The sequence below is a fragment of the Gimesia alba genome (assembly GCF_007744675.1).
Lineage (GTDB): Bacteria > Planctomycetota > Planctomycetia > Planctomycetales > Planctomycetaceae > Gimesia > Gimesia alba.
In genome coordinates this window covers 1,306,353-1,328,521 of record NZ_CP036269.1, presented here as the reverse complement: position 1 = coordinate 1,328,521, position 22,169 = coordinate 1,306,353, and the positions used below count along the sequence as shown (strand labels likewise).

The 22,169-nt window shown below is 51.8% G+C and carries 19 protein-coding genes; 6 read left to right on the top strand and 13 right to left on the bottom strand.

Annotated elements, in window-relative coordinates; translation table 11 throughout:
- Positions 1-45: 45 nt before the first annotated feature.
- The 3 genes from Pan241w_RS05100 to Pan241w_RS05090 form a co-directional block, all read right to left on the bottom strand.
- Positions 46-1,011 carry a tetratricopeptide repeat protein gene (locus tag Pan241w_RS05100; protein WP_145211914.1) on the bottom strand — a complete coding sequence of 322 codons (966 nt, stop codon included), beginning with the start codon at positions 1,009-1,011 and terminating at the stop codon, positions 46-48.
- Positions 1,012-1,222: 211 nt separating this feature from the next.
- Positions 1,223-2,770: an ATPase gene (locus tag Pan241w_RS05095; RefSeq protein ID WP_145211911.1), complete on the bottom strand. Its 1,548-nt coding sequence runs from the start codon at positions 2,768-2,770 to the stop codon at positions 1,223-1,225.
- A gap of 67 nt (positions 2,771-2,837) precedes the next feature.
- The gene (locus Pan241w_RS05090; RefSeq protein ID WP_145211908.1) at positions 2,838-3,521 is read right to left on the bottom strand and encodes a hypothetical protein; all 684 of its coding nucleotides are present in this window, start codon (positions 3,519-3,521) and stop codon (positions 2,838-2,840) included.
- Positions 3,522-4,136: 615 nt separating this feature from the next.
- Between Pan241w_RS05090 and Pan241w_RS05085 the strand changes: the two genes are divergently transcribed.
- Together Pan241w_RS05085 and thpR are read left to right on the top strand one after the other, a co-directional pair.
- Positions 4,137-6,614, top strand: coding sequence for a Tex family protein (locus Pan241w_RS05085; protein WP_145211905.1), 2,478 nt, complete (start codon positions 4,137-4,139; stop codon positions 6,612-6,614).
- A gap of 43 nt (positions 6,615-6,657) precedes the next feature.
- Positions 6,658-7,230 carry an RNA 2',3'-cyclic phosphodiesterase gene (gene thpR / locus Pan241w_RS05080; protein ID WP_145211902.1) on the top strand — a complete coding sequence of 191 codons (573 nt, stop codon included), beginning with the start codon at positions 6,658-6,660 and terminating at the stop codon, positions 7,228-7,230.
- A gap of 192 nt (positions 7,231-7,422) precedes the next feature.
- On the opposite strand, the gene Pan241w_RS05075 is transcribed toward thpR, so the two are convergent.
- The 6 genes from Pan241w_RS05075 to aroE all read right to left on the bottom strand — a co-directional run bounded on the left by Pan241w_RS05075 (position 7,423) and on the right by aroE (position 13,237).
- Entirely contained in the window at positions 7,423-8,316 is an 894-nt protein-coding gene (locus Pan241w_RS05075) for a DMT family transporter (RefSeq protein WP_145211899.1), read from the bottom strand.
- 35 nt (positions 8,317-8,351) lie between these two features.
- Positions 8,352-9,092 (bottom strand): 1-(5-phosphoribosyl)-5-[(5-phosphoribosylamino)methylideneamino]imidazole-4-carboxamide isomerase, encoded by a 741-nt coding sequence (gene hisA / locus Pan241w_RS05070; protein ID WP_145211895.1) that lies wholly within the window; start codon positions 9,090-9,092, stop codon positions 8,352-8,354.
- A 36-nt stretch (positions 9,093-9,128) separates the two neighbouring features.
- On the bottom strand, positions 9,129-9,734 hold the full coding sequence (hisH, locus tag Pan241w_RS05065) for an imidazole glycerol phosphate synthase subunit HisH (protein WP_145211892.1): 606 nt from the start codon (positions 9,732-9,734) through the stop codon (positions 9,129-9,131).
- A 164-nt stretch (positions 9,735-9,898) separates the two neighbouring features.
- Entirely contained in the window at positions 9,899-11,176 is a 1,278-nt protein-coding gene (locus Pan241w_RS05060) for a prepilin peptidase (RefSeq protein WP_145211889.1), read from the bottom strand.
- A 24-nt stretch (positions 11,177-11,200) separates the two neighbouring features.
- Entirely contained in the window at positions 11,201-11,728 is a 528-nt protein-coding gene (locus Pan241w_RS05055) for a shikimate kinase (protein WP_145211887.1), read from the bottom strand.
- 12 nt (positions 11,729-11,740) lie between these two features.
- Positions 11,741-13,237, bottom strand: coding sequence for a shikimate dehydrogenase (gene aroE / locus Pan241w_RS05050; RefSeq protein ID WP_145211884.1), 1,497 nt, complete (start codon positions 13,235-13,237; stop codon positions 11,741-11,743).
- 284 nt (positions 13,238-13,521) lie between these two features.
- Between aroE and Pan241w_RS05045 the strand changes: the two genes are divergently transcribed.
- The 4 genes from Pan241w_RS05045 (at position 13,522) to Pan241w_RS05030 (ending at position 16,345) form a co-directional block, all read left to right on the top strand.
- On the top strand, positions 13,522-14,031 hold the full coding sequence (locus Pan241w_RS05045; RefSeq protein ID WP_145211881.1) for a cupin domain-containing protein: 510 nt from the start codon (positions 13,522-13,524) through the stop codon (positions 14,029-14,031).
- The gene (locus tag Pan241w_RS05040; RefSeq protein WP_145211879.1) at positions 13,991-14,563 is read left to right on the top strand and encodes a TetR/AcrR family transcriptional regulator; all 573 of its coding nucleotides are present in this window, start codon (positions 13,991-13,993) and stop codon (positions 14,561-14,563) included. The genes Pan241w_RS05045 and Pan241w_RS05040 overlap by 41 nt, the downstream gene beginning before the upstream one ends.
- Positions 14,564-14,729: 166 nt before the next feature.
- Positions 14,730-15,221, top strand: a complete 492-nt coding sequence (locus Pan241w_RS05035) for a DinB family protein (protein ID WP_145211877.1) — start codon at positions 14,730-14,732, stop codon at positions 15,219-15,221.
- A 164-nt stretch (positions 15,222-15,385) separates the two neighbouring features.
- On the top strand, positions 15,386-16,345 hold the full coding sequence (locus Pan241w_RS05030) for a prenyltransferase/squalene oxidase repeat-containing protein (RefSeq protein WP_198000328.1): 960 nt from the start codon (positions 15,386-15,388) through the stop codon (positions 16,343-16,345).
- A 504-nt stretch (positions 16,346-16,849) separates the two neighbouring features.
- On the opposite strand, the gene Pan241w_RS05025 is transcribed toward Pan241w_RS05030, so the two are convergent.
- From Pan241w_RS05025 to Pan241w_RS05010, 4 genes are all read right to left on the bottom strand, one after another.
- Positions 16,850-17,488, bottom strand: a complete 639-nt coding sequence (locus Pan241w_RS05025) for a family 16 glycoside hydrolase (protein ID WP_145211872.1) — start codon at positions 17,486-17,488, stop codon at positions 16,850-16,852.
- 154 nt (positions 17,489-17,642) lie between these two features.
- Entirely contained in the window at positions 17,643-18,986 is a 1,344-nt protein-coding gene (locus Pan241w_RS05020; protein ID WP_145211869.1) for a DUF1501 domain-containing protein, read from the bottom strand.
- A gap of 534 nt (positions 18,987-19,520) precedes the next feature.
- The gene (locus Pan241w_RS05015) at positions 19,521-20,807 is read right to left on the bottom strand and encodes a metal-dependent hydrolase family protein (protein WP_145211866.1); all 1,287 of its coding nucleotides are present in this window, start codon (positions 20,805-20,807) and stop codon (positions 19,521-19,523) included.
- Between the two features lie 56 nt (positions 20,808-20,863).
- Complete coding sequence (locus tag Pan241w_RS05010) at positions 20,864-21,715, bottom strand: alpha/beta fold hydrolase (protein ID WP_145211863.1); 852 nt, start codon at positions 21,713-21,715, stop codon at positions 20,864-20,866.
- Positions 21,716-22,169 lie beyond the last annotated feature (454 nt).

Sequence of the window (22,169 nt, the reverse complement as noted above, 5' to 3'; positions counted from 1 at the left end):
CTAGCTGGAAACTAGTGGAGTGTCAATTCCTAGCTTGACAAAGCACTAGAACTGGCGTTGATTCCGCCACTGCTCTAACTGTTCGGCAGTCAGGTTAGCCGGTGGTGCATTTCCCGCGCTCGTAGCTGACTTAGGAGCTGTCGAGATGCCGGTCGGGCTCATGCCTTTGGAGACCCCCGGTACTTGCCGCTTCACTTGTGCTGTTTTTTTCGGATTCGTTTTTGAATAGGAAGCCTGCTGTGCCCTTCCATTCGTGCCTGTGGCACCGCCGGTTGTCACACCAGCTAACATCAGACGGTTCTCTTTTTCGCGACGAATTTCATCGAGCCAGTATTGTGCTTCGTTGAATTCCGGTTTCAGCAGAACAGCCTGGAGAAACTGCTGCTCACTGGCCTGCAATTGCCCCCGGTCTCTGAGAATGTAACCAATGTTGTAATGGGCTTCCGCTTCGCCAACAGCACGAATCAGATGCGGCATGGCTCCCTGGTAATCGCCGGCAGATGCCATGGCGATACCCAATTGATAACGAATGTTTTTATCAGCCGGTGCCGACTTGACCGCGTCATTTAACAGTGCAATCGCCTGATCCCATTTTTCCTCAGCCGCATAAAACTGACCGATGCTGGCACGGACCTTGGGATCTTCCGGTGACATCTCCAAGGCTTTTTGGAACCCTTTTTCGGCAGACACTTTTTTCCCGGCGACCTGATCCAGGCGTGCCAGACCAAGGACGGCTTCAACCGATTTGGGGTTTTGCCCTAATGCGACTTCATAGGAAGAACGGGCCGCATTCACATCGCCCATTTTTTCCTGAAGTTGACCGTGGGTGATATAAAACTTATCTGGATTCTTCAGCTTCTGTTTCGCGACAGAAACTTTCTCCTTCAAAGTTGTAGGTGCCTCATCTGTACTGGCAACAAATTTATCGCGCATGGAAGAGCAACCGGTGCATACCAGTAATGCACAAGCGATTCCAAGAATCCATGTCTGTTTTGTCATCCGTACTGACATCCTAATACCTCCGTGAGGTGCACTTTCAAAATTTGAATTGCGGATTCTTCATGTTTGCCTTCCAATGACGCTCGCTCTTGACACTGCACTATCTGATGCAGCCATCCGTAATGACAGATCAGTGAGCCAGGACAAAAGTGATCATGAAAGAATCTATTTGCTTTAAGGGGCCTTCAATAAAAGGCTTACTAAAGATATTGCAGGAGAGAAGCTATATTTGACAGAAGAAACGTTGTGCTGCTTCTGATATGAGTTGAGTAGAAATGATGGGTGCCTGTCCTTTAAATCGACAGATTGATTGAAGAATCTCCAGTAAATCTCGTGGGTCGCTGGATCTAGGAGACTTTCCCTGGTTGTAGTAAGTGTCATATAGATAACTTACAAAAACTGGGCTATATTCGACTCCCCGTTGACGGCAACAGAGCTGAGCGATTTCCGTGAAAACTTCCCGGGAAGGTGCGCTGATTTCAATCTTATGTCGAATACGGCGCAGAAACGCCTCATCGACCAGATCCTTGGGATCCAGATTGGTCGAGAACACGATGAGCTGTTCAAACGGAATGGCAAATTTCTTACCGGTCGCCAGTGTTAAATAGTCAACCCGGTCTTCAAGCGGCATAATCCACCGGTTGAGCAGGTCTTTGGGACTGACAAGTTGTCGACCAAAGTCATCAATCAGAAAAACGCCCCCATTAGCTTTGATATGAAGCGGCGCCGTATAAAAATTGCTCGTTTTGTTATACCGCAAATCGAGCATTTCCAGGTTCAGCTCGCCCCCGGTAATCACGACCGGACGCCTGATGCGACGCCAGCGCAAATCGGTATCGGGTTTGACCCAGTCTTTCATTTCGGGCATTCTGCCAGCATTTTTCGGATCGGTATTATTCCGCTCTTCCAGCTCATGATCGTCGGTAGTCTGATGGATGGTCGGGTCAAACAGCGTGATGATGCTGTTTTCCATCTGGATCGCATAAGGAACGTAGATTTCGCCCCCTTGACGATTCAGAAACCGCCCCAAGCCTTTGGCAATTAATGTCTTCCCGTTCCCCGGCGGCCCATAGATGAAAATAGATCGCCCGCTACAGACCGCGGGGCCTAATTCATCCAGTAGACCTTCGCGGATAATAAAATCCGAGAACGAATCTTCCAGCCGTTCCGGCGTGCATTCGATGCCGACTACCGTCTGTAACTGGCACTGACGCACATAAGCTTCTAAGGGCACCGGTGCAGGCCCGACGTAACGACATTGTTCAAAGGCTTCTCGCGCACGGATGCGACCGAGTTCGGTCAGATTAAAACGATAGGAAGAACGACCGATCATATTCCCAGATGTGACTTCAATGCACTTATCATCCTTCAGGAATGCAAGCGCCACATCGATAATGCTGAACGGCAGATGCGCGCTGCGGGAAATTTCAATTCCCAACGCACTCCCCTGTAAATACAACTGCTTCAAAACCAGATTGCATAACTGAATCAGAGACAAACCGGTTTCATCCAGCGTTTGTGGTGCGGGAATCACCTCTCTCTGATTTTTGGTTCCCGGAAAGGGGACCTTCTCTGTTGGTTGCTCTGGCTGAGCAACGCTGCGCGACGGGTCTGTCACTGTCTGTTTTTTTTGAAACAGATCGCTGTAGAGATCAGTCAGGTCGTGGTTTTTCGTCGTTGAACGAAGTACCTGCTCTGAAGATTCATCCAGTTCCTGGAATGAATCCTCGGATGGATTGCGAGATTCCTCGTCGGTCGGGCGATCTATCATTACAGGTTTACGATTAAGCTAGTTTGAACAGGGAATTTTGATCAGAAAGCACAGACAGCTAACAGAGTTAATTACCGCCGTTTGCTGCCGAACCACCACCGGCCGTATATTGGATGCGCGGTGCTAATATCGAACCAACATAGGCACGGTATTTCAGATCTTCTTCACGCGCCGGTCGACCATATGTGGGTGACAACCTCAACATCGCGGACGGCACATTCTGGTCGCCCACCATTTGAGAAGCCGCATATTGGACATTCGCCAGACGTTCTTGACTGGCAATGGATTTATTTGCGGTCTGTACAAAAATGGTGCGGCGGTTTTCAGGAGCATGTTCCAGAATCCAACGCAAATGCAACAAACCGGCTTCCGTCAACTTGTTACCATCCTGCTCGAAGTGGTACGCATATAAGGTTGTCTGGTCGGTCCAGCCATTGTGGATTTGCCGTTCCATCACGTCTCGGACGTAGGCTTTATCATCGCAATTGTAAGGGTAAGGCCAAAAGGTTGCGCTATGGTATTTGTTCCAGAAGCGTCGTTGAGGGCCCGTCGGTCGGGGATAGGGAGGCCAGAGTTCACCGAATTTATATTTCTGCCGTGATCCAACGGGCCGCGATGCGATCTCTGCCCATTTTGCTTCTTTTTCCTCTTTGGAACAAAAAGGCCACCCCGCCTGCGCATCAAGGCCATTGGTCAGGCTAACCACAAACAAAATAAGCAGATACGTATTAATCTTGACGGCAGTCGTCATGCCATCCCCCCCTGAAATGACTGTACTGGAATCCCCGTCTGTTGCCGCAAGTTGTTTTTGCGCAAGCCAGACCGGTGATTACTCGAGATTGTCCTTTTGTCTCTTATCGGCAGAGGAGTGGTCCGGTCCTAACGAGAAAAACGATTCTACCGAGAGAATGAGAGAGATAATTTCATACACTAGCGCATCCTGATATGTAATCGAAGTCGCTTCCCTCTGCGATACAAACACAAACAGAAAATGAATCGAGCCGGATGATCAGGCTTTCGGAATGAACGGCGATTCAAATAAAAAAGATGTGCGAGCCACTTTGCTCGTCGATCTGTTTTGACCCGACAGGAAAAGTCGGATTAAAAAGACCTTTAAGAAATTCCACGGTGCTAAAAATCGCGTGTCGTGTGTCCTGATTTGATCCGCGTGAGCCTATTCAATTCAAGCCAGTCTCACTACACTTTCGGGAGAAACAATTCTATCGACTCTGGTGTTGTTGAACGGGCATTTCTATTTTCTCTCAAAACAGTTATTCTTATAGTGAGTCGTGTAGTAGATCCTGTAATTTTTCAGATTCCTAAATCAAGTTTTCGAAACCATTGTTCGGAACGAATCGAGATCGAAATGGATGCGGTTGAGATACAAAAGAATCAATCCAGTCCCCCCTTCTCTGCACAAGATGCAGAGAAGATGGCTTTGGAATTGAATCTCACATCACAGCAGATCCTGAATGTGATTGCATTGCTGGACGAAGGGAATACCGTTCCCTTTATCACTCGCTATCGTAAAGAGCGGACAGGCAATCTGGATGAAGTTCAAATTCGCGACATTCAAAAACGGGTTCAATCGAAACGGCAAATTCAGGAACGTGCTTCAACCATCCTGCGATTGATTGAAGCACAGCAGCAACTGACTCCACAGCTAAAAGCAGAAATCGAAAAAGCCGATACACTGAAACGCCTCGAAGATCTTTACCGCCCTTACCGCCCGAAACGAACATCTCGCGCCGCGACTGCCCGTAAACATGGGTTTGAACCTTTGGCAAATGCGATCTGGGCTGGTGACGCCAGCATTCAGAATCTGACGGAAGCAGCGAAACAATATACCAAAGCGGAAGAAGGCGCCCGCACGACAGACGATGTGCTCAAAGGAGCCGCCGACATTCTGGCGGAAAAAATTGGCGAAGATCCTGATGTGCGTGATATCTCACGCAAGATTGCCTGGCGGTCGGGACGGCTGGCGGTGACTGCCACCAAGAAAGCAGAAGAATCGGGACAGGAATATCGCGACTATTTCAATTACTCGGAACAAGTCGTCAAAGTCCCCCACCACCGCACGATGGCCATGAACCGGGGTGAAAAATCAGGCGCTCTGCGTGTGCGATTCGAATGGGCGGAAGACTCGGCCTGCCTGTCTATTATCCGCCATCTGAATCTGAATGATCACCGCTTTCATTCGTTTTTAAAAGAGGTCGTCACCGACGCGTTACAGCGTTTGATTCTGCCCAGCCTTGATCGCGAAATCCGCCGTGAACTGACGGAAAAAGCAGAAAAACATGCCGTGTCGGTGTTTGCTCAGAACTTGAAAAACTTACTGCTGCAACCGCCGCTGCAAGGCCAGCGGATACTGGCCATTGATCCCGGTTTACGCACGGGCTGTAAACTTGCCGTGTTGGACGAGATGGGCAACTGTGTCGCCACCGATCTGGTCTATGTTACCGGTTCAGCCGAGAAAAAAGATTACGCCCGCAACAAGCTGGCCGAGATGATGACCGAGCATCAATGCAAGCTGGTCGCGATCGGCAACGGAACTGCCTGCCGGGAAACAGAAGAAATCATCACCGAGATGATCGAACAGAATCTGCCCGAGGCACGTTACTTAATCGTGAATGAAGCCGGCGCGAGTATTTATTCTGCCAGTCCGGTGGCCCGCGAAGAATTTCCCGATCTGGACGCGACCATTCGTGGCACCATTTCGATTGGCCGCCGCCTGCAGGACCCGTTGAGCGAACTGGTCAAAATCGATCCACAGCATCTGGGGGTTGGCATGTATCAACATGATGTCAATTCCAAGCGTCTGAAAGAATCACTGGATGAAGTGATTGAATCGTGCGTGAATTATGTGGGCGTGAATCTGAACACCGCCTCTGCTTCTCTACTGCGGCATGTTTCAGGAATGAACCAGTTGATCGCCCGCCGCATCACTGAATGGCGCGACAAGCACGGCTCGTTTCAGAATCGCAAGCAACTGCTCGACGTTGCCGGGATTGGCGATGCTACGTTCACTCAGGCGGCCGGATTTTTGAAGATTGATGTGGGTGATGAACCGCTTGACTCCACCTGGATTCATCCCGAAAGTTACGAGCACGCTCATAAAGTTTTCACACAACTCGATCTGCCTGAAGACAGTTTAAAGGCATCCGCCAGTGACCGCGCTTCGATCGTTGAAAAAGTCAGCCAACTCGACAAACAGGATCTGAGCCGTAATTTGAATATTGGTTTACCAACACTGGAAGATATTCTGGAAGCCATTGTTCGTCCCCGTCGCGATCCTCGTTCTGACTTACCGGGGCCGATCTTCAAGCAGGGCGTGCTGAAGCTCGAACAACTGGTCGAAGGCATGGAGCTGCAGGGCACCATTTTAAATGTGGTTGACTTTGGTGCCTTTGTGGACGTGGGTCTCAAAGACAGTGCCCTGATTCACGTCAGCGAGATGGCCAATCACTTCATCGAAAATCCGTATCAGTTTGTCTCAGTTGGTGATGTGATTACCGCCTGGGTGCTGGGTGTCGATCTGGAACGCCGCCGCGTCTCGTTAACTTTGATCAAACCAGGCACCGATCGCCAGCCGAAAAAAACACAACGATCAAAACCCGATCAGTCCAAACCAGCGCAGCGCCCCCAGCAACAGACAAAAACAGTACAGAAAAAACCAGCAACCGCACCACAAGGTAATCAAAACAAACCTCACCGGAAAAAACGGAAAAAATCTGGCAAGCAGGGACCGCCGCCCGCTAAACTGACGGATGAAATGAAAACCGGAGCACAGCCCCTGCAGGGCTTCGACCAACTCAAAACGCTTTGGAACCAGAAAAAGAAATAGGGACATTCCGATTCCGTATCTCAGACGGAACCCCAGATGAATCATGATGCACGCCAACCAACGCACACGCACTTTTATCGCCGTCCCCATTGAACCGCCACGGGGACTGAAGAAACTACTGCAAAAACTGGAGCTACTCGGCTCGGCCGTGAGACCGGTTCCCGTGGATCAAATGCATATCACTCTGAAATTTCTGGGGCCGACAGAACTCGATGACATCATGCCGATCAGCACGATTCTGAAAACGATGCGAACCGAATTCCCACGTCTGAAACTGGCCTTCAAAGGCCTGGGAGCGTTCCCGCGTGTGGAACGACCAAACGTCATCTGGGCCGGCATCACGGATGCCAGCGTGCTGACAGAAATGGCCGAGTATCTGGAACGGGAGACAGAAAAACTGGGTTATCCCCGCGAACGCAAAGGCTTTCATCCACACCTCACGCTAGCCCGCGTCAAAGCTAAGCCACCCGAAGAACTGTTTGAGATTCTCCGAGACCGCGAGATTGCGGAATGGGGAGAGGTGACGGTGGACACGCTCAAATTTTATCAGTCCGAACTGAAAACAGAGCGGGCGCATTATCATGAAATGCAAACCGTGAAGCTCGCTGCACGCTAGGTAGTGTTTATTTAATAGTATTGAGCGTGATTTTGCGGTCGACAGAGTGAGTTATATTAGATCAAACCGTAGCCGATGGTGTGATATTGCCTTTGTTTCTTAGACTATGACCGCAAAAAAAGCCACTAGCCGCAGGGCGTTAGCCCCGGTTGGATGTCTTGGGTAGCCAACGTTCGAATTAAGAAACGCTACCTAAGCATTTTCCGGTTTCAAAATTTGTTTCGGCCGGAAAAACAGAAACCGTGCGAGCAGTCCCAGAATAATCAGCGAACAGCCGACGAGCGTCGCAATCGAAACGGTCTCGCCCCAGAATAGCCAGACCCAGATCGGATTCAAAATCGGCTCAGCAAGTACCAACAGAGCGGCTTCCTGTGAATTAACTGTCTTGACCGCATGCGAAAATATGACATAGGGAGCTCCCAACTGAACGACACCTAACAGCGCCAGGAGGAAGAACTGCTGGCCTGTTAGAGAAATCCCCAGGCGCCACATCCAGGGGGCCACGATGGCCGCTGAGGTCAAGAGGCAGAGCGCGACCAACCAGGCCGGATGTTCGTCGCGAAGGACGCGAAAGAAAATCACAACCAGCGAGTAACAGACGCCGCTGGTGAGCGCAATCAGGTTGCCGGAAAAGTTCTCTCCCGCCCAGTCTCCGGCTACGATGCAAAAAATGCCAGCCAGCACAATCAGGATCGCCAGAATCGATCCACGTTCGATGCGTTCCTTTAAAAACAGAAAACCGAACACCATCGCCCAGACCACGCTGGTATTCTGCAAAAAAATCGCCGCGGCGGCAGAGGTTTTTGTCATCGCGGTCATGAACAGAATATTCATCGCAGCAAACACGATCAACAGCGGGATCAGAGCAGGGCGCCAGCGCACGTATTTGAATTTCACAAACGGCAGCAGAAACAAACCGGCAAATAACGCGCGATAACAGGCCAGAATCAAGCCACGGTCTGCTTCGGGAATCGATTGAAAGGGAGGCGACTTGATAAAGACGCCGCTCAAGCTCCAGAGCACCGAAGCCAGCAGCACCAGCATCCGCGCACGGAACAGTTTCCCCTGTTCATCTTCATCCGTCATGAAATGCTGTCCGTTCTTGCGGCTCTGGAAACGCCTTACCCCTCGGCGGCGGCAATAGCGGCGGGAACTTCAATCGTCCCCTCATACAAAGCGCGGCCGATAATCGCACCGACTAACTTTGGCTGTGTGCGACTGACTTCTGCCAGACGGGTCACGTCTTTGAGTGTCGTCACCCCACCTGAAGCGATCACGGGCAGCCCGAGTTCGGCTAGCGCAATCATATCCTGAATCGTGCCTTCATCGACGCCCTGCATCATGCCGTCATTGGCAATGTTTGTATAAATGACAGCCGCCAGTTCAACACCAACATACTCCTTAGCCAGATCTATGGCTGAGGTTTCTGAAACATCCAGCCAGCCTTCGGTGGCCACCTTGGAATCGCGGGCATCCAGCCCCAACGCCAGTCGATTGGGATAGCGCTGGACCATTTGTTTGAACCACTCTGGATCCTTGAGTGCCTGAGTGCCGACAATCACTCGGTCGATGCCGACGTCGTCCAGCATCAACTGAATGGACGCTTCATCACGAATGCCGCCCCCCATCTGACAGGGAACAGAGACGGACTGTACAATCTTTCGTACCACTTCCTGATTGACGGGTTTGCCTGCTTTCGCACCATCCAGGTCAACCAGATGCAAACGTGAAGCGCCGCCGTCTACCCAGAGACGAGCCATTTCGGTCGGGTCATCACCGAACACGGTTTCCTGACCGTAATCGCCTTGCCTGAGTCGAACGCATTTGCCTCCCCGAATATCAATGGCGGGCAGTATTTCCATAGCTGAGCTGACTTTCTTTTTTCTGTAATACGTAGTTTAGAAGGAAGCAAAATTTTGTAGCAGTTTCAGTCCCGCGTCCTGACTTTTTTCAGGGTGAAACTGTGATGCAACGACATTGTCGCGCGCAACCATCGACGCAAAGCGGCAGCCGTAATCGGTCCAGGCAGCGACATCCGATTCATTCTCGGGTGCAACATAGTAGCTGTGAACAAAGTAGAAATACTCATGTTCGGGAATGCCTGCCAGAATCGGGTGCGGGGCCGTCCGTTCAATCTGGTTCCAGCCCATGTGGGGAATTTTCAGATCGGGCTGATCTTCGAAACGCACGACTTTTCCGGGAATGATCCCCAGCCCCTCGTATTCGCCGTCTTCATAGCTGACATCAAACAGAAGTTGCAGACCAAGACAGATTCCCAGAAAGGGCTTGCCGGAACGGGCGTGCTCGAGAATCGGTTCGACCAGCGACTGATCTTTCAAGGCTTGAATGGCATCGCGGAAAGCACCCACACCGGGCAGAATTAATTTGCTGGCTTGGGCGATTTTATCCGGATCCGAGCAGATGACTGCTTCGGCACCGACCTTTTCAAAGGCCTTCTGAACACTCCTGAGATTGCCCATTCCGTAATCGACGATTGTAATCATAGCTGTTTCTAAGTTAAGGCCTTGAATAATGTTCTGGCAAATATTTGACAACTGATACTGGGAAGACACACGCGAAACAGATTAGTTCAACGTATGCCGCTGATTCTAGTGTCTCAAGCTGTTTTTGTGAATGATGCCTGCAAAATGCGTTCGTTTTTGGAAGTTTACCGTCCTTTTTTCCATTGATGGTAATACTGAGTGCCACGGCCAGCTCGGGTATGCGAGTCAGTACCCCGATCCCAGCGCCCCTGAGTCTCATCTACATTTTCCCCGGACTGATAGGTGAGCTGGTCTGCGGATGTCCATTCTTCCAGCCATTCCTGTTCCCAGTATAAAGGAATACCGAGCATCCACTTCACCATTTGCGTGAAAAGCAGACAGGCGGCCAATAAGATCAGCATCACAATCGCGAAAACTGGCAGGAGCGGGCCAAAATGACAAATGCGTTCGGCCAGCGGCCAGATTTTTGACCAGCCCAGCAGCACCAGCAATGCCCCCAGACTGAGATACGGACCAAAGGGAATTTCGCGCGACTGTTTGAAAAAGATGGAAACAGCAACCACCGCCAGAGCACACAAAGGCGAGATCACAAACACGGTGACGGTTGCCTGCCAGCCCAGAAAGCTGCCGATGACCGCCATTAGAATCACATCACCAAAGCCCATCGCTTCCTGTCGTAACGTCCACTGACCGATGATGCGCACAGCCCATACGACGCCGCCACCGACGACCAGTCCGACCAGACTGACTGCCAGTCCGTGCAAGTGCGGATACACTGTAATCCACTGCGGTACTTTCTCGACGATAAAGGAAGTCCGATACTGCTCGGGAAAATACAGGCCGATTAAACGGACCACAGACGGCTCCTGGAACCAGACCGGCACCAGATAGAGATATCCAAACACAAAGGAACCGACGACGCCGATAAACATCGCCGGCATCGTTGCGCCATCGGGAATGATCTTGAGATCGAAATCAATGAAGGTGGCGATCATCAGCGATTCGATCAACACGAGATGAAAGGCATATCGGAAATTTAACAGCGCAACTGGCGAGAGCCAGGAGTTCATCGCCACCGGGTCAGGCGCGTACACGGAAAACAGGCCGCTGTCCTGCAACGTGGACTGGCCGCTGAGCGGAACTTCCGCACAATACAGAAGCACAAAGATCAGGCCATTTAATAGTTCTACCAGTGCTTCCCGCTGAGATCGTTTATAGGGAAAGGTCGAATTTGGGGACCGCGTGAGATAAACGCCGATGATCGGAATATGATAGCGCGACCAGAGATGACGCATACGACGTGCCACCCGTTTCCAGGCCGCGCCTACTTTTTCTTCGCGGGGAATTTCTTCAATGCCGATATTGACGATTCGCCCGAGCGCTGCGCCCAGCAGAAACAGCAGCAGGAGAATCAGGATGGGGTCGATGCCAAAAGGAGTCATAGTCGGGAAAACTTTCGTCGTGCCTTAATCGGTGGAATCCAGAGACGTCATAATTTCATCGACGATTTGGGAAACGGTTTTGGAATCGGTCTCGACCGTGCTGGTCGCTGCTTCCCGATACAGTGGTTCGCGCTGGTCAAGCAGATTCTGAATTTCCTCGCGTTGAGAAGCGCTGGACGTCAATGCGGGGCGGCGGCTGGATGTCGTGACATCCTCGGTAATTCGCTGTTCCAGTGCTGCCACACTCGCTTTGAGCCAGATGACCGGCCCCGCCTCGCGCATTTCTTTGCGTGTCTCAATATTTAAAATCGCACCGCCACCTGCAGCAATAATCAACTTGTCGCGACCGAGTAAACTCTGCATGACCTCACGTTCAATCTGACGAAAACGGGGTTCCCCTTCCTCGGCAAAGATTTCCGTGATGGATTTCCCGGCGACCCGTTCGATTTCATCGTCGGCATCGATCCAGTCAAAGCCGAGTCGCTCTGCCAAAGGCGCAGCAACACTGCTTTTGCCACTGCCCCGATAGCCGATTAACGTGATGACTGGCATTTCAAGATTCCCTTAGAGTTTTCCGACAGCGGAAATCCCTTTGCGCAATGTATTCCGCATCACTTCCAGGGGAGGTTCTTTTCCGGTAAACAATTTATATTGCGCGGCGGCCTGACGAACGAACATTTCAATTCCGGAAACCGTTTTGCAACCACGCTCGCGCGCCTGTTTAAGGAGCAAAGTATTTTCCGGATTATAAACCGTGTCAAAAACCAGCATGTCGTCCTGCAGAAAGTTCTGCGCAAACGGCGTCTCATTGACCTTGGGATGCATGCCAACCGCAGTGCCATTGACCAAAATATCAAAATGACCACTGCCCCGATTTTCCCAGGTACTGTAAGCACAGCCCAGATCTTTGGCCAGTTTCTCGCCCCGTTCGCGACTTCGATTGGAAATCGTCAAGGCACCGCCGGCTGCAACAATGCCTGCACCGATCGCCCGCGAAACCCCGCCAGCGCCTAGCAGCAGGACCTGCTTGCCGTCAATCGGATCAGTGGTTGCATTCCCCTCGGGATCGAGCCCCAGGCGAATACTGTCCAGAGCCGCATCGTAATCGGTATTGCGAGCCTGCCAGACATTGTCACTGTCACGAAACAACGTGTTAGCCACGCCCATGGTTTTCGATGCTTCATCGGCTTCCCCTGCCAGGTTGAGTGCCCCTGCTTTATGCGGAATCGTGACACTATACCCCTGCACGTTCAGCCATTCGAATTCTTTCAACGTTTCCGGCAGACGATCTTTGGGAACACGAAACGGCAGATAGACTGCATCCAGTTTGTCATGGCGAAACGCGATGTTGTGAATTAACGGGCTCAGGCTATGAGCAATTGGATCGCCGATCACGCCATACACGGGCGTCTCGGGACCAATCTCGTCATAGCGATAGATGCGTGTCATTTCGGAAAAAGAGAGTTGCCCCGGTGCCAGTTCCCGTTCGCGACTGAACGTGGCATACGTAAAAGGAGAACCATATTTGCCACAGAGAATCCGGCTGATTACGCCATATTCCCCCATACAGAAACCGATGGTGGGCACTTTGGCGTTGGCTACCAGTTTCAACATACGTACCGAATCACCGGGTGAATTGGCCATCGTGACCAGCTTGACAATATCGGGATCTTTCTCGCAGAGTGAAGTGTAGATTTCTTCGAGGTCATCCGGCGTTTCATCAAAATTGTGATGACTGATGATACGTTTGGTTTTGCCGTAGCGGGGAATCTTGTCGGCAATATCATCTTCGATGTCGACATACTCGACTTCGGAAACAATGGCCGTTCTGAGCAGCGCCTGACGCTGTTCTTCAGACCGGTTCCAGCGTCCTTTATCTTCCGGTCTGCGGCAGGTGATCACGACGGGCGTCGGCCGGTCCTTAATCAACCGGTTCACATCAGGGGCACGGGCGATCCAATCCAGACGCAGTTCCACCAACTCCGCCCCTTTTTCTGCCAGGGAGCGGTGTTCCATCATCACCATTTTGTGCCGGGTTCGACCGATGCTGACACAAATCATTGAATTACTTCAGCTTTCTATTTTGATCGGAACGATCTAAGAGTGCGGTTTCCGCTTTGGTTTCCTCACAGATCAATGAAATAACGACTTAGCAGGTTCACAGTGTAACCAATATCGTACCCCGACTCAAACAAGTGTCTACGTGTCTCAATCAGTAATCAGAGACCGTTCCCATTGTAGGGATTATGCCAGATTCCGGATTGCCGTTGACTCAATATAACGAACGTTATATAACGATCGTTATATTGACAATTCCGCTTTCTTAAATATCGGGAGACAAATAGATGAATGAGACGACCGAGCGTGCCCAACACGGCACAGGATTTGACTGTTTTGAGGCGGGTCCCATGGCAGACTGGGGCCAGTTTCAGCTATCTCCGCCGGAAGCGCCGATACCGGTGCGGGGGAAATACTTTCTCAAGAAATACCTGAATTCCGCGGGTCTGGAGATGTCAATCAACGTCCTGCCGCCGGGGGCCGCGATGCCGTTCGTACATCGTCACCAGAAGAATGACGAGATTTATTTTATCCTCAAAGGCACGGGGCAATTTCAGGCAGGCGAGGAACTGCTTAACGTTTCCGAGGGATTCTTTATCCGCCTTTCGCCGGAAGTGCCGCGCGTCTGGCGAAACCATTCCGAGGAACCGTTATACTATCTGGTGATCCAATACCATTCCGAGAGCCACATCACAGGCGGAATCTCGGATGGAAAAAGACTGAAGCACCCGATTGCCTGGAAAGAAAGCCCTGAAGATGAATCAGCCCACGGACCGGAAACAACGCTCACGGAATAAAATTCTGAATGCCGCCCTGCGGATGTTCAAGCGGCAGGGTTACGTGGGAAGTGGAGTGGACGGCATCATGGAAGAAGCGGGCATGACGTCGGGCGCTTTCTACGGGCACTTTGGTTCGAAGTCGGACGTGCTGGGAGAGACGCTCGTGCATTCCTTCATTGAAGATCAGGCCGCGATGAACGGCGCGCTGGAGAAGGCAGAAACCCCCGAAGATCTGGCGAACATCATGCTGCGTTATCTTTCGAGTAAACATTGTGAGAATGTGGAAGAGGGCTGCTCGATCCCGCCGCTCTTATCTGATCTGGGCCGCGCTGACAAGGAGACCAAAGCACAGTTCGAAGAAGTCATCAACTGGTTGACCGAGCAGTTTGTCGAGCGTTCGGATAACCAATTTACCCGGCAGGAAGTGCTGGCCACGCTGGCACTCTGCTTTGGCGGACTGTCACTGGCCCGCGCGGTCAAGTCCCCTGCACTGTCGCGGCAGATCCTCTCGGCCTGTCGTAAAAATTTACCGTTAAGAAAAGAAGAGTGAGTTTTACTTTATAAACGGAATGTATTGTGGTGGTGATGGATTTCGATCCCTTCACTTTCATTCACTGTTGGCAAGCCAACAGTGCCACCCGCCCGCTCAATAAAGTACCCCGTTACACCGATTCGCTACGAATACTTTTACTCAAAACGAACAGGAGACTCTCGTCATGAACACGATCGAATTCATTCGCTCCGGTCTCGAATACAGTAAAAACTGGACGTGTACCCTGCTGGACGATATGCGAGATACTCCTTTTGTCGAACCGACGCCGCGCGGCGGCAATCACCCCCTCTGGGTGCTGGGACATTTGATCGTGAATGAATCGGTCCTGCTGGATGAGTGGATCCAGGGAAAACCAAATCGCTTCCCGGAATATCATGAACTGTTTGGTTACGGCTCCACTCCTGTTGCCAATCCGACGAAGTATCCGGCATACGATGAAATCCGTCCCCGCTTTGATGAAATCCGCCAGGACACACTGGCCTACCTCAAACAGATTTCTGAAGATGACCTCGACAAACCGAGCCACTATACCAAAGATCCGTTTTACAATACCGTCGGAAACTGTTTCCAGGCAATGATCATGCACCCCATGAGCCACTCCGGCAATGTCACCGACGCCCGTCGCGCCGCCGGGAAACCGCCACTGATGACTTGAATGTGAATCTCGTACCAATGCATCTCATGTACAGGAGGCAAGTCCCTTGCCTCCTGTTTCTCAACCGAGAAAGCCAAATCACTGGTACTATTCATAATCGTAGACTGATATAATTGAGGTGTTCTTAGAGTCTTCTTTTACCGCGCATGCAGAAAGGCTCCCGTATGCTTGCCTTCAGTTCCCTTTTGTTGACGGTATCGATCGCTGCCCTGCCCGAGGATCAGGTTACCACGACTCAGGTTCGCGAAACGGTTCAGCACAGCATTCCCTTTATCGAGGAGAAAGGGCTGTGGTGGATTGAGAAAAAGAAATGCGTTTCCTGCCACCGTGGCGGAAATATGATCTGGAGCCTGAATGCGTCGAAGCAGCGCGGTTTTGAAGTCAGTGAGCAATTGAAAGAATGGACCGACTGGTCAACCGACAAATCGCTCTCAAAAAATGACAAAGGCAAAACGGTCGGACTCGGAAACAAGGAGGGGGTGGCTCAAATTCTTTTAAGCTCTGGTCATGCCAGCATCACCCCGGATCAAAAGAAGACACGCCAAAAACTGACCGCGCTTCTTTTCGACGACCAACAGCCGGACGGTTCCTGGAAACCGGGGGGACAGCTCCCGTTTCAAAAACGCACCGTACCTGAAACGACCAGCGTCTCAACCATGTGGCTGGCACTGACGCTGTTCAGAGAAGGGAATGAAAAGAGTAAACCCGTTGTTGAAAAAGCCATGCAGTTTATCAATGCCAGTCCGCCCGGAAAGAGTACTGAATGGTATGCGGTGCGATTACTACTCGCAATTGAAAGTAAGCAAGTTGATGTTCGCGATCAAATGGTAGAGCAACTCCGAAGTCTGCAAAAACCGAATGGCGGCTGGGGTTGGATGGTGGCTGACGAAAGCGACGCATTGGGAACGGGGATGGCACTCTATGCTTTAGTGGTCGCCGGCCTGGACCATGAGGACGCTTCGATCAAACGGGCACAACAGTTTCTCGTCAGTACGCAACGCAAAGATGGTTCGTGGCCTGTGAAGGGAACCAAAGAAAAGAAAAAAGCGAGCATTCAGGAAACCGCCGTCTACTGGGGCACCTGCTGGGCCGTCATCGGTCTGGTGGAAAGCCTGCCGCAATAGCTTGCGTCATTCCACGCATGTCGTTGAACGTTGAATAAAACAACTGATCCGTTTCACCAAGACTTCCTGCTCGCTGCGCTCGGCCCGAATATGCATTCGAGCCCACCCAATGATTAGATCATTTAGGGCGGTACCGGATGCAATCCGGTATTGCCGCAGGCAACAGGAAGTGGCAGCGAAGACGAACAAATCAGAGAGCCAGGGCGATCCCGTGTGTTGTCGTAGGGGCTGCCCCATGTGTCAGCCCTCAGTGATTGCGTTAATCGTGTGATGATTATCGAACGTTTCTTCCGATTACATTTGATCGAAAATAGATTTCGTTCATCCCAAGGCGGGCGGACACATGGATCCGCACCCTACGAATTGAATTTAGCGGGTGGTACCGTTGGCTTGTCCAACGGTGAATGTTCGATTTCAGAATACATACTCCCATCCCCCTTGCGCACTGTCGGGCCAGCCGACAGTGGCACACGGTAAGATTACACGCAAGCAAGAACGTGCTTACTAATCATCCAGATTCCAGGCGGATAGATCATCCAGCAACAGCGTTTTGCCTTTCATGACGAAGCGGTAGCCGGTTTTCCTGCTGTCGAGTGAAGGATGCTGGCCTTCGACTTTTAAGCCGTTATCAATCTGGGCAACGACCTTGTCTCCCTGCATTTCCAGTTGCAGCGTATACCACTTGTTGGGATCCAGCTTCGTTTTGGCTTTGGCTAATGTGATCGGCTTGGACTTCGGGTCTTTCTTGTTTTTATCGGTCCTCAAAATCATGCCGGACTCGTCGATCATAATGCGGAACAGGTGCCCTTTGGGATGATTCAGGCTCACGTGAAAAAACTTCGCATCCTTGAGCTGAAACGAACAGCGAAGGGCCGAATTCTGGTGAGGCAGTTTCCAGGTCAGCACAGCCGCATGCTTGTCGGCCGGCAATTCCTTGCCTACCAGCGTGCCTTCTTCGATGGTCCATGCGCCTTTGTTCGCCGCCCATTGCTTGCCGAGTTTTTTACCATCGAACGACTCGGCTTGTGTCGGCTTGTCAATCTTCGTCAACGCCGGTTTGAGCGATGCATTCTTTTCGGCTTTCAACAACGAGGGAGCCAGGAAGGTCAGAGCCAGACAGAGGCAAGCGGCTTGTTTCAACATGACAGGAACTTTCTTGAAAGTGGAAGAGTCGGGCTTTCCTATTTACACCAAAAAAGTACCAGACAAAACTGGCATAAACAAGAGAAGACTTGATAATACAGCGTCAATCCAAAGAAAGAATGGGTGGTAGCTAAAATCAAAAACCACCGGAAATTCAGATCAGCTCGTCGATCGGTTCTCTAATGTCGAGCGTGTATTGCGGGCGACCGGCGTGGTCGGGAATCGTCGTCGTCGCGGGGTCGATACCCAGCTGACGATAGAGTGTGGCAAAGACGTTCTGATAGTGAAGCGGGCGATCGAGGGGGACTTCGCCCAGCCGATTCGTGGAGCCGATGACCTGCCCTGTGCGCATCCCGCCGCCGGCAAGCAATGCACATGAAGCTTGTGGCCAATGATCGCGGCCGGCATCTTTGTTAATACGGGGCGTACGTCCGAATTCGCCCCAGGCAATCACGCTCACATCGTTTTGCAGTCCGCGTGCGTGCAGGTCTTCCACGAGTGCGGTGATCCCCTGATCGAATTTGGCTAACTGCAATGGCAAGCGGGCAAAGTTCGAGTGGTGCCGATCCCAACTGCCAAACGATAACGTGACACAGCGGACGCCGACTTCAACCAGGCGGCGGGCCATCAGGAATTGATCCAGCCAATGCGGGCCGGCGTCTTCTCCAAAGGCAGGACTGTCATCCCCCCGACCGTAGCGGTCTCGCACGGCGGGATCTTCTTTTTCGAGGTCCATCGCTTCGACCAGTTTACTCGACGTCAACACATCGAAGGCCCGTTGTGAGAAGGCATCCAGTCCATCATAGGCAGCGTCAGCGGTATGGCGAAAGGAATCGATGCCGGCCAACAATGCTTTACGGTCGCGCAAACGATCGAGCGATATCCCCTGCAGGCGCATGTTGTCCATGCCTTCTCCCGTCGGCTGGAGCGGGGAATGCGCTTTGCCCAGAAATCCAGGGAAACCGGGGTTGCCATACGGTTCATGACGGCTCTTGATACTGAGTCCGACAAACGGCGGTACCGCTTTGTCGACCGGTCCCTGGACTTTGGACAAGACGGAACCGAGTGAAGGATGCCCCGACTGCCGTCCCTTGCCACCGATGGGCCAGCCGCTCATGCAGAGATCAGAAGCGTGTTGATCGGGGCAGCCGTGCAGGGAGCGGATGACGGCGAACTTATCCATCATCGTGGCCAGTCGCGGCAGGTGTTCGCAAATCTGGATGCCAGGCACGTTCGTATCGATCGGTTTGAAGTCGCCACGAATCTCTGACGGCGCTTCCATCTTCAGGTCGTACATATCCTGATGAGAGGGACCGCCGGAGAGGTAAATCATGATGATGGCTTTGTGACCTAACGGCCCGGCCGTTGCCCCTGCCTGTGCTTCGGCCTGCAGGATCTGTGGCAGCGAGAGTCCGCCCAGCGCAAGACCGCCGATCTTGAGGAATTGCCTCCTTGATCCGTCGCATTGTCTCTGTTTCGGTCCCAGGATCGAGAGCATCGTGTTCTTCTCCAAAGCGCTGCAGGAATGATTTCACACTGGGTTGACTGACGGCAACCGGGGTGTAATTTTACTCACGAAATGAGTCTTTTTGCTACCACGAAAGGCACGAAAAGACACGAATTCCGGGATTGTTTCGGTTGCAGTCGAGAGGGGAAACAACATTTATTTGTACTTTAGATTTTCTAGTAACGGATGCCTATTGTGAGCGGAATGGCGCTAGGTAGCGTTTTTTGAAACGTATCTGTTCTCGTCAAACGGCGGCCAGATTGTGTTTCTTAATTCGAATTGGTCTTTGCAAATGGGGAGGAACCGGGGCTAACGCCCTGCGGCTAGTGGCTTTTTTTGCGGTCATAGTCCAAGAAACAAAGGCAATATCACACCATCGGCTACGGTTTGATCTTACATAGCTCACTCTGTCGACCGCAAAATCACGCTCAATACTATTAAATAAATACTACCTGGCGCCGTGCCGCTCAGTGGGTTGGAAGCGAATAGATCAGATCATCATTATTGAGAATCATTCTGTGAATGCTAGATCCTGTGATTGATCATGGGTACCGTCAGTCGTCCGGCCTTTGTAATGCCGCCCTGCATCACGGCGATGATTCTTGAACGATCTTGCAGAATGGAAATGTCCGTGACTATATCGCCATCCACAACCAGAACATCGGCTAATTTGCCGTTGGCCAGCGTGCCGATTTCATCTTCGCGGCCCAGGATTTCCGCGCCGGTTTTCGTGGCACATTTCAGCACATCCAGCGGTTTCAGCCCGACATAGTTCACGAAGAATTCCAGCTCTTTCGCATAGTCGCCATGCGGGTTCCAGGCGAAGCCGTAATCGCCTCCCATTCCGAGCCGTCCGCCTGCTGCCAGAATGCGGCGGGCGCTTTCGGCCCCCCCTTCCAATGTTTCCTGATGGCCGTCAATCACATCTTGCGGCATCCCATACTCGGGACCAACTTCAATGCTGGCCTGTTCAAAATACAACGCCGGCACCACAGGTACATCGCGCGCCAACAGCAGATCGAGTGTTTCGTCATCCATGAAAGTGCCATGCTCGATGGCGTCGTAATTTGCTAAAAGGGCATTCTTGATCCCTTCGGTGGCCCGACAGTGGCCGGTGACTTTTAAATTATGGTTGTGGGCGGTCTGGACCACTGCATGCATTTCGTCAAAGGTCATGCAGAGCGTGTGATGGTCGTTCGCGTTCGCGTCGGCGGCATCGCCTGTGGGATAGGTCTTGACCCATTCGACACCATCTTTCACCAGTTTACGTACGGCGGTGCGTGCTTCGTCGGCCCCGTTCACCAGTAAGATCAGGCCTTCCATGCCAATTTTGCGAAAGTCGGGATTCCAGTCCATCAAGCCGCCAGCGCCACAAATTTCGCGTCCGCTGGCGGCCATTCTTGGTCCGGGAATGAGATCGTTCTCGATCGCTTTTTTCATCCAGACATCGATATTAAACAGGCTGCCCCCACTGCGGGCCGCCGTGTATCCACATTCCAAAGCCAGCTTCGCATTACAGGCCGCCAGCAGCGTGACGTACTCAACGGGATACTTGATATCCAGATCTTCCAGTTTGGCAACGTTGAAATAGGTAGGATGGAAGTGCGCTTCCACCAGGCCGGGCATGATGGTGCCGCCACAGGCATCAATCTGTTCTGTCTCTGCTGACAGCGGTGGCAGATCATCCTGCTTGCCGACAAATGTGATGCGGCCATTTTCGACCAGGACGGCGCCGTCGGCAATCGGCTGAGCCCCGGTGCCGTCAACGATCTGGCCATTTTTGATCACCGTTTTATTCGTGGCTGTCTTCATCTGTGAGTGCTCCTAAAGAAGATTTGCTTCACCTCATCCCCGCTGGCTGATTTTCATCAGGTGGATGCCAGGAATCCCAATACCTGATTGACGACCTGTTGTGTGGCGGACGAGTGGACCAGGTGTCCCACGCCGGGAACTTTAATGCGCGTCAGATTATCAGACCATGCTTCCAGTTGAGCCGCATCGTTGTCCGGCAGCATGCCTCCCGCTGTGGAATCGGCTTGAATCAGCAGCGCCGGGCAGGAAAGGTGGCGAAACACCGACTCTGTTTCATATCCCTCCAGCCAGCGCCCTTCCACAATGGGTAACAGGACCGCGGGGTCAAGCTGCTGTAGACAGCTTGCGGTAAACCTCAGTGAGACACCATCGCGGACATCTCCCAATCTGAATTCCACCCCGTTTTCCGGATTGTGCAAGCGTACCTCTGACAGGTCTCGCGAGATTTCGTTAATCGTTCGCTGATCGCCGGCAAAGGTTTGCATGGCTTTAAAAAAACTATGAAAGACCGTTGCTGAAATGTTTTCGTTCATCGTATTGAAGGGCGGATCTTCCAGGATCACAGCAGTAACCAGTTCCGGAAGTTCAGCAGCAACGGCAGCGGCCACGAGCGCACCTAATGAGTGACCATAAATGGCGGCTGGCTGATCGCGGTCTTTGATGAATGCGATGATATCAGCAGCATAATCTCGAACGAGGTAGCCGATTTCCGGCTTTGATGACAGGCCATGGCCGCGCGAATCCAGGGCGATCAATTGTCGATGAACGCCCAACGGGCCAATCAGAGGCAGGAAGGATTGCCAGCGGCGTGTCACTCCATGCAACAGAATTAGCGGAGCCCCCGTCTCAAGACTGATCGCATAATTCAGTTTCAAATTGGATTGATTCACCCATGTTTCTGTGAGCACGCGCCTTGCTCCTTAGAAATCGTCGTTCAAACAGTCACGAAAACCTTCCAGGTTGTTTCCGTCGTATTCATTTACATTTATGCTACCTTGAAGCACGCTGTCCGAACAGGGACTGGGGTGGGTTTTATGCAGTTCGTCGTTCTTGAATCGGGATGCTTGAAGACGACTTGTTTGTTTCTACCACGAAAGGCACGAAAACACACAAAATTTTGATGGCGGAGTTCTGATTCGTGAGGCAAGAATCAGGTTTTAGGCGGGCAGGTAGCGTTGGCTTCCTCGACGGTGAAGGTTTAATTTCAAAAAACGTACCCATCTGTGTTGCTGTAGGGTGCGGCCCTATGTGGCCGCCCGCTGGGACAGGGTTGCTGACAGGGATAACGTACGAATTCTTTTAACTGGTTCCATTCAAACAACCATAAATAATGAAGCTCTCCAGGCGGGCAGGCACACAGGC

Excerpts from the sequence above, each read along its gene's own strand:
- thpR (WP_145211902.1), top strand. The coding sequence starts at position 6,658 with ATGATGCACGCCAACCAACGCACACGCACTTTTATCGCCGTCCCCATT.
- Pan241w_RS05035 (WP_145211877.1), top strand. The coding sequence starts at position 14,730 with ATGAACACGATCGAATTCATTCGCTCCGGTCTCGAATACAGTAAAAAC.
- Pan241w_RS05100 (WP_145211914.1), bottom strand. The coding sequence starts at position 1,011 with ATGTCAGTACGGATGACAAAACAGACATGGATTCTTGGAATCGCTTGT.
- Pan241w_RS05085 (WP_145211905.1), top strand. The coding sequence starts at position 4,137 with ATGGATGCGGTTGAGATACAAAAGAATCAATCCAGTCCCCCCTTCTCT.
- Pan241w_RS05095 (WP_145211911.1), bottom strand. The coding sequence starts at position 2,770 with ATGATAGATCGCCCGACCGACGAGGAATCTCGCAATCCATCCGAGGAT.
- hisH (WP_145211892.1), bottom strand. The coding sequence starts at position 9,734 with ATGATTACAATCGTCGATTACGGAATGGGCAATCTCAGGAGTGTTCAG.
- Pan241w_RS05030 (WP_198000328.1), top strand. The coding sequence starts at position 15,386 with ATGCTTGCCTTCAGTTCCCTTTTGTTGACGGTATCGATCGCTGCCCTG.
- Pan241w_RS05090 (WP_145211908.1), bottom strand. The coding sequence starts at position 3,521 with ATGACGACTGCCGTCAAGATTAATACGTATCTGCTTATTTTGTTTGTG.
- Pan241w_RS05020 (WP_145211869.1), bottom strand. The coding sequence starts at position 18,986 with ATGCTCTCGATCCTGGGACCGAAACAGAGACAATGCGACGGATCAAGG.
- aroE (WP_145211884.1), bottom strand. The coding sequence starts at position 13,237 with ATGATTTGTGTCAGCATCGGTCGAACCCGGCACAAAATGGTGATGATG.
- Pan241w_RS05040 (WP_145211879.1), top strand. The coding sequence starts at position 13,991 with ATGAATCAGCCCACGGACCGGAAACAACGCTCACGGAATAAAATTCTG.
- Pan241w_RS05015 (WP_145211866.1), bottom strand. The coding sequence starts at position 20,807 with ATGAAGACAGCCACGAATAAAACGGTGATCAAAAATGGCCAGATCGTT.
- hisA (WP_145211895.1), bottom strand. The coding sequence starts at position 9,092 with ATGGAAATACTGCCCGCCATTGATATTCGGGGAGGCAAATGCGTTCGA.
- Pan241w_RS05055 (WP_145211887.1), bottom strand. The coding sequence starts at position 11,728 with ATGCCAGTCATCACGTTAATCGGCTATCGGGGCAGTGGCAAAAGCAGT.
- Pan241w_RS05045 (WP_145211881.1), top strand. The coding sequence starts at position 13,522 with ATGAATGAGACGACCGAGCGTGCCCAACACGGCACAGGATTTGACTGT.
- Pan241w_RS05075 (WP_145211899.1), bottom strand. The coding sequence starts at position 8,316 with ATGACGGATGAAGATGAACAGGGGAAACTGTTCCGTGCGCGGATGCTG.
- Pan241w_RS05025 (WP_145211872.1), bottom strand. The coding sequence starts at position 17,488 with ATGTTGAAACAAGCCGCTTGCCTCTGTCTGGCTCTGACCTTCCTGGCT.
- Pan241w_RS05060 (WP_145211889.1), bottom strand. The coding sequence starts at position 11,176 with ATGACTCCTTTTGGCATCGACCCCATCCTGATTCTCCTGCTGCTGTTT.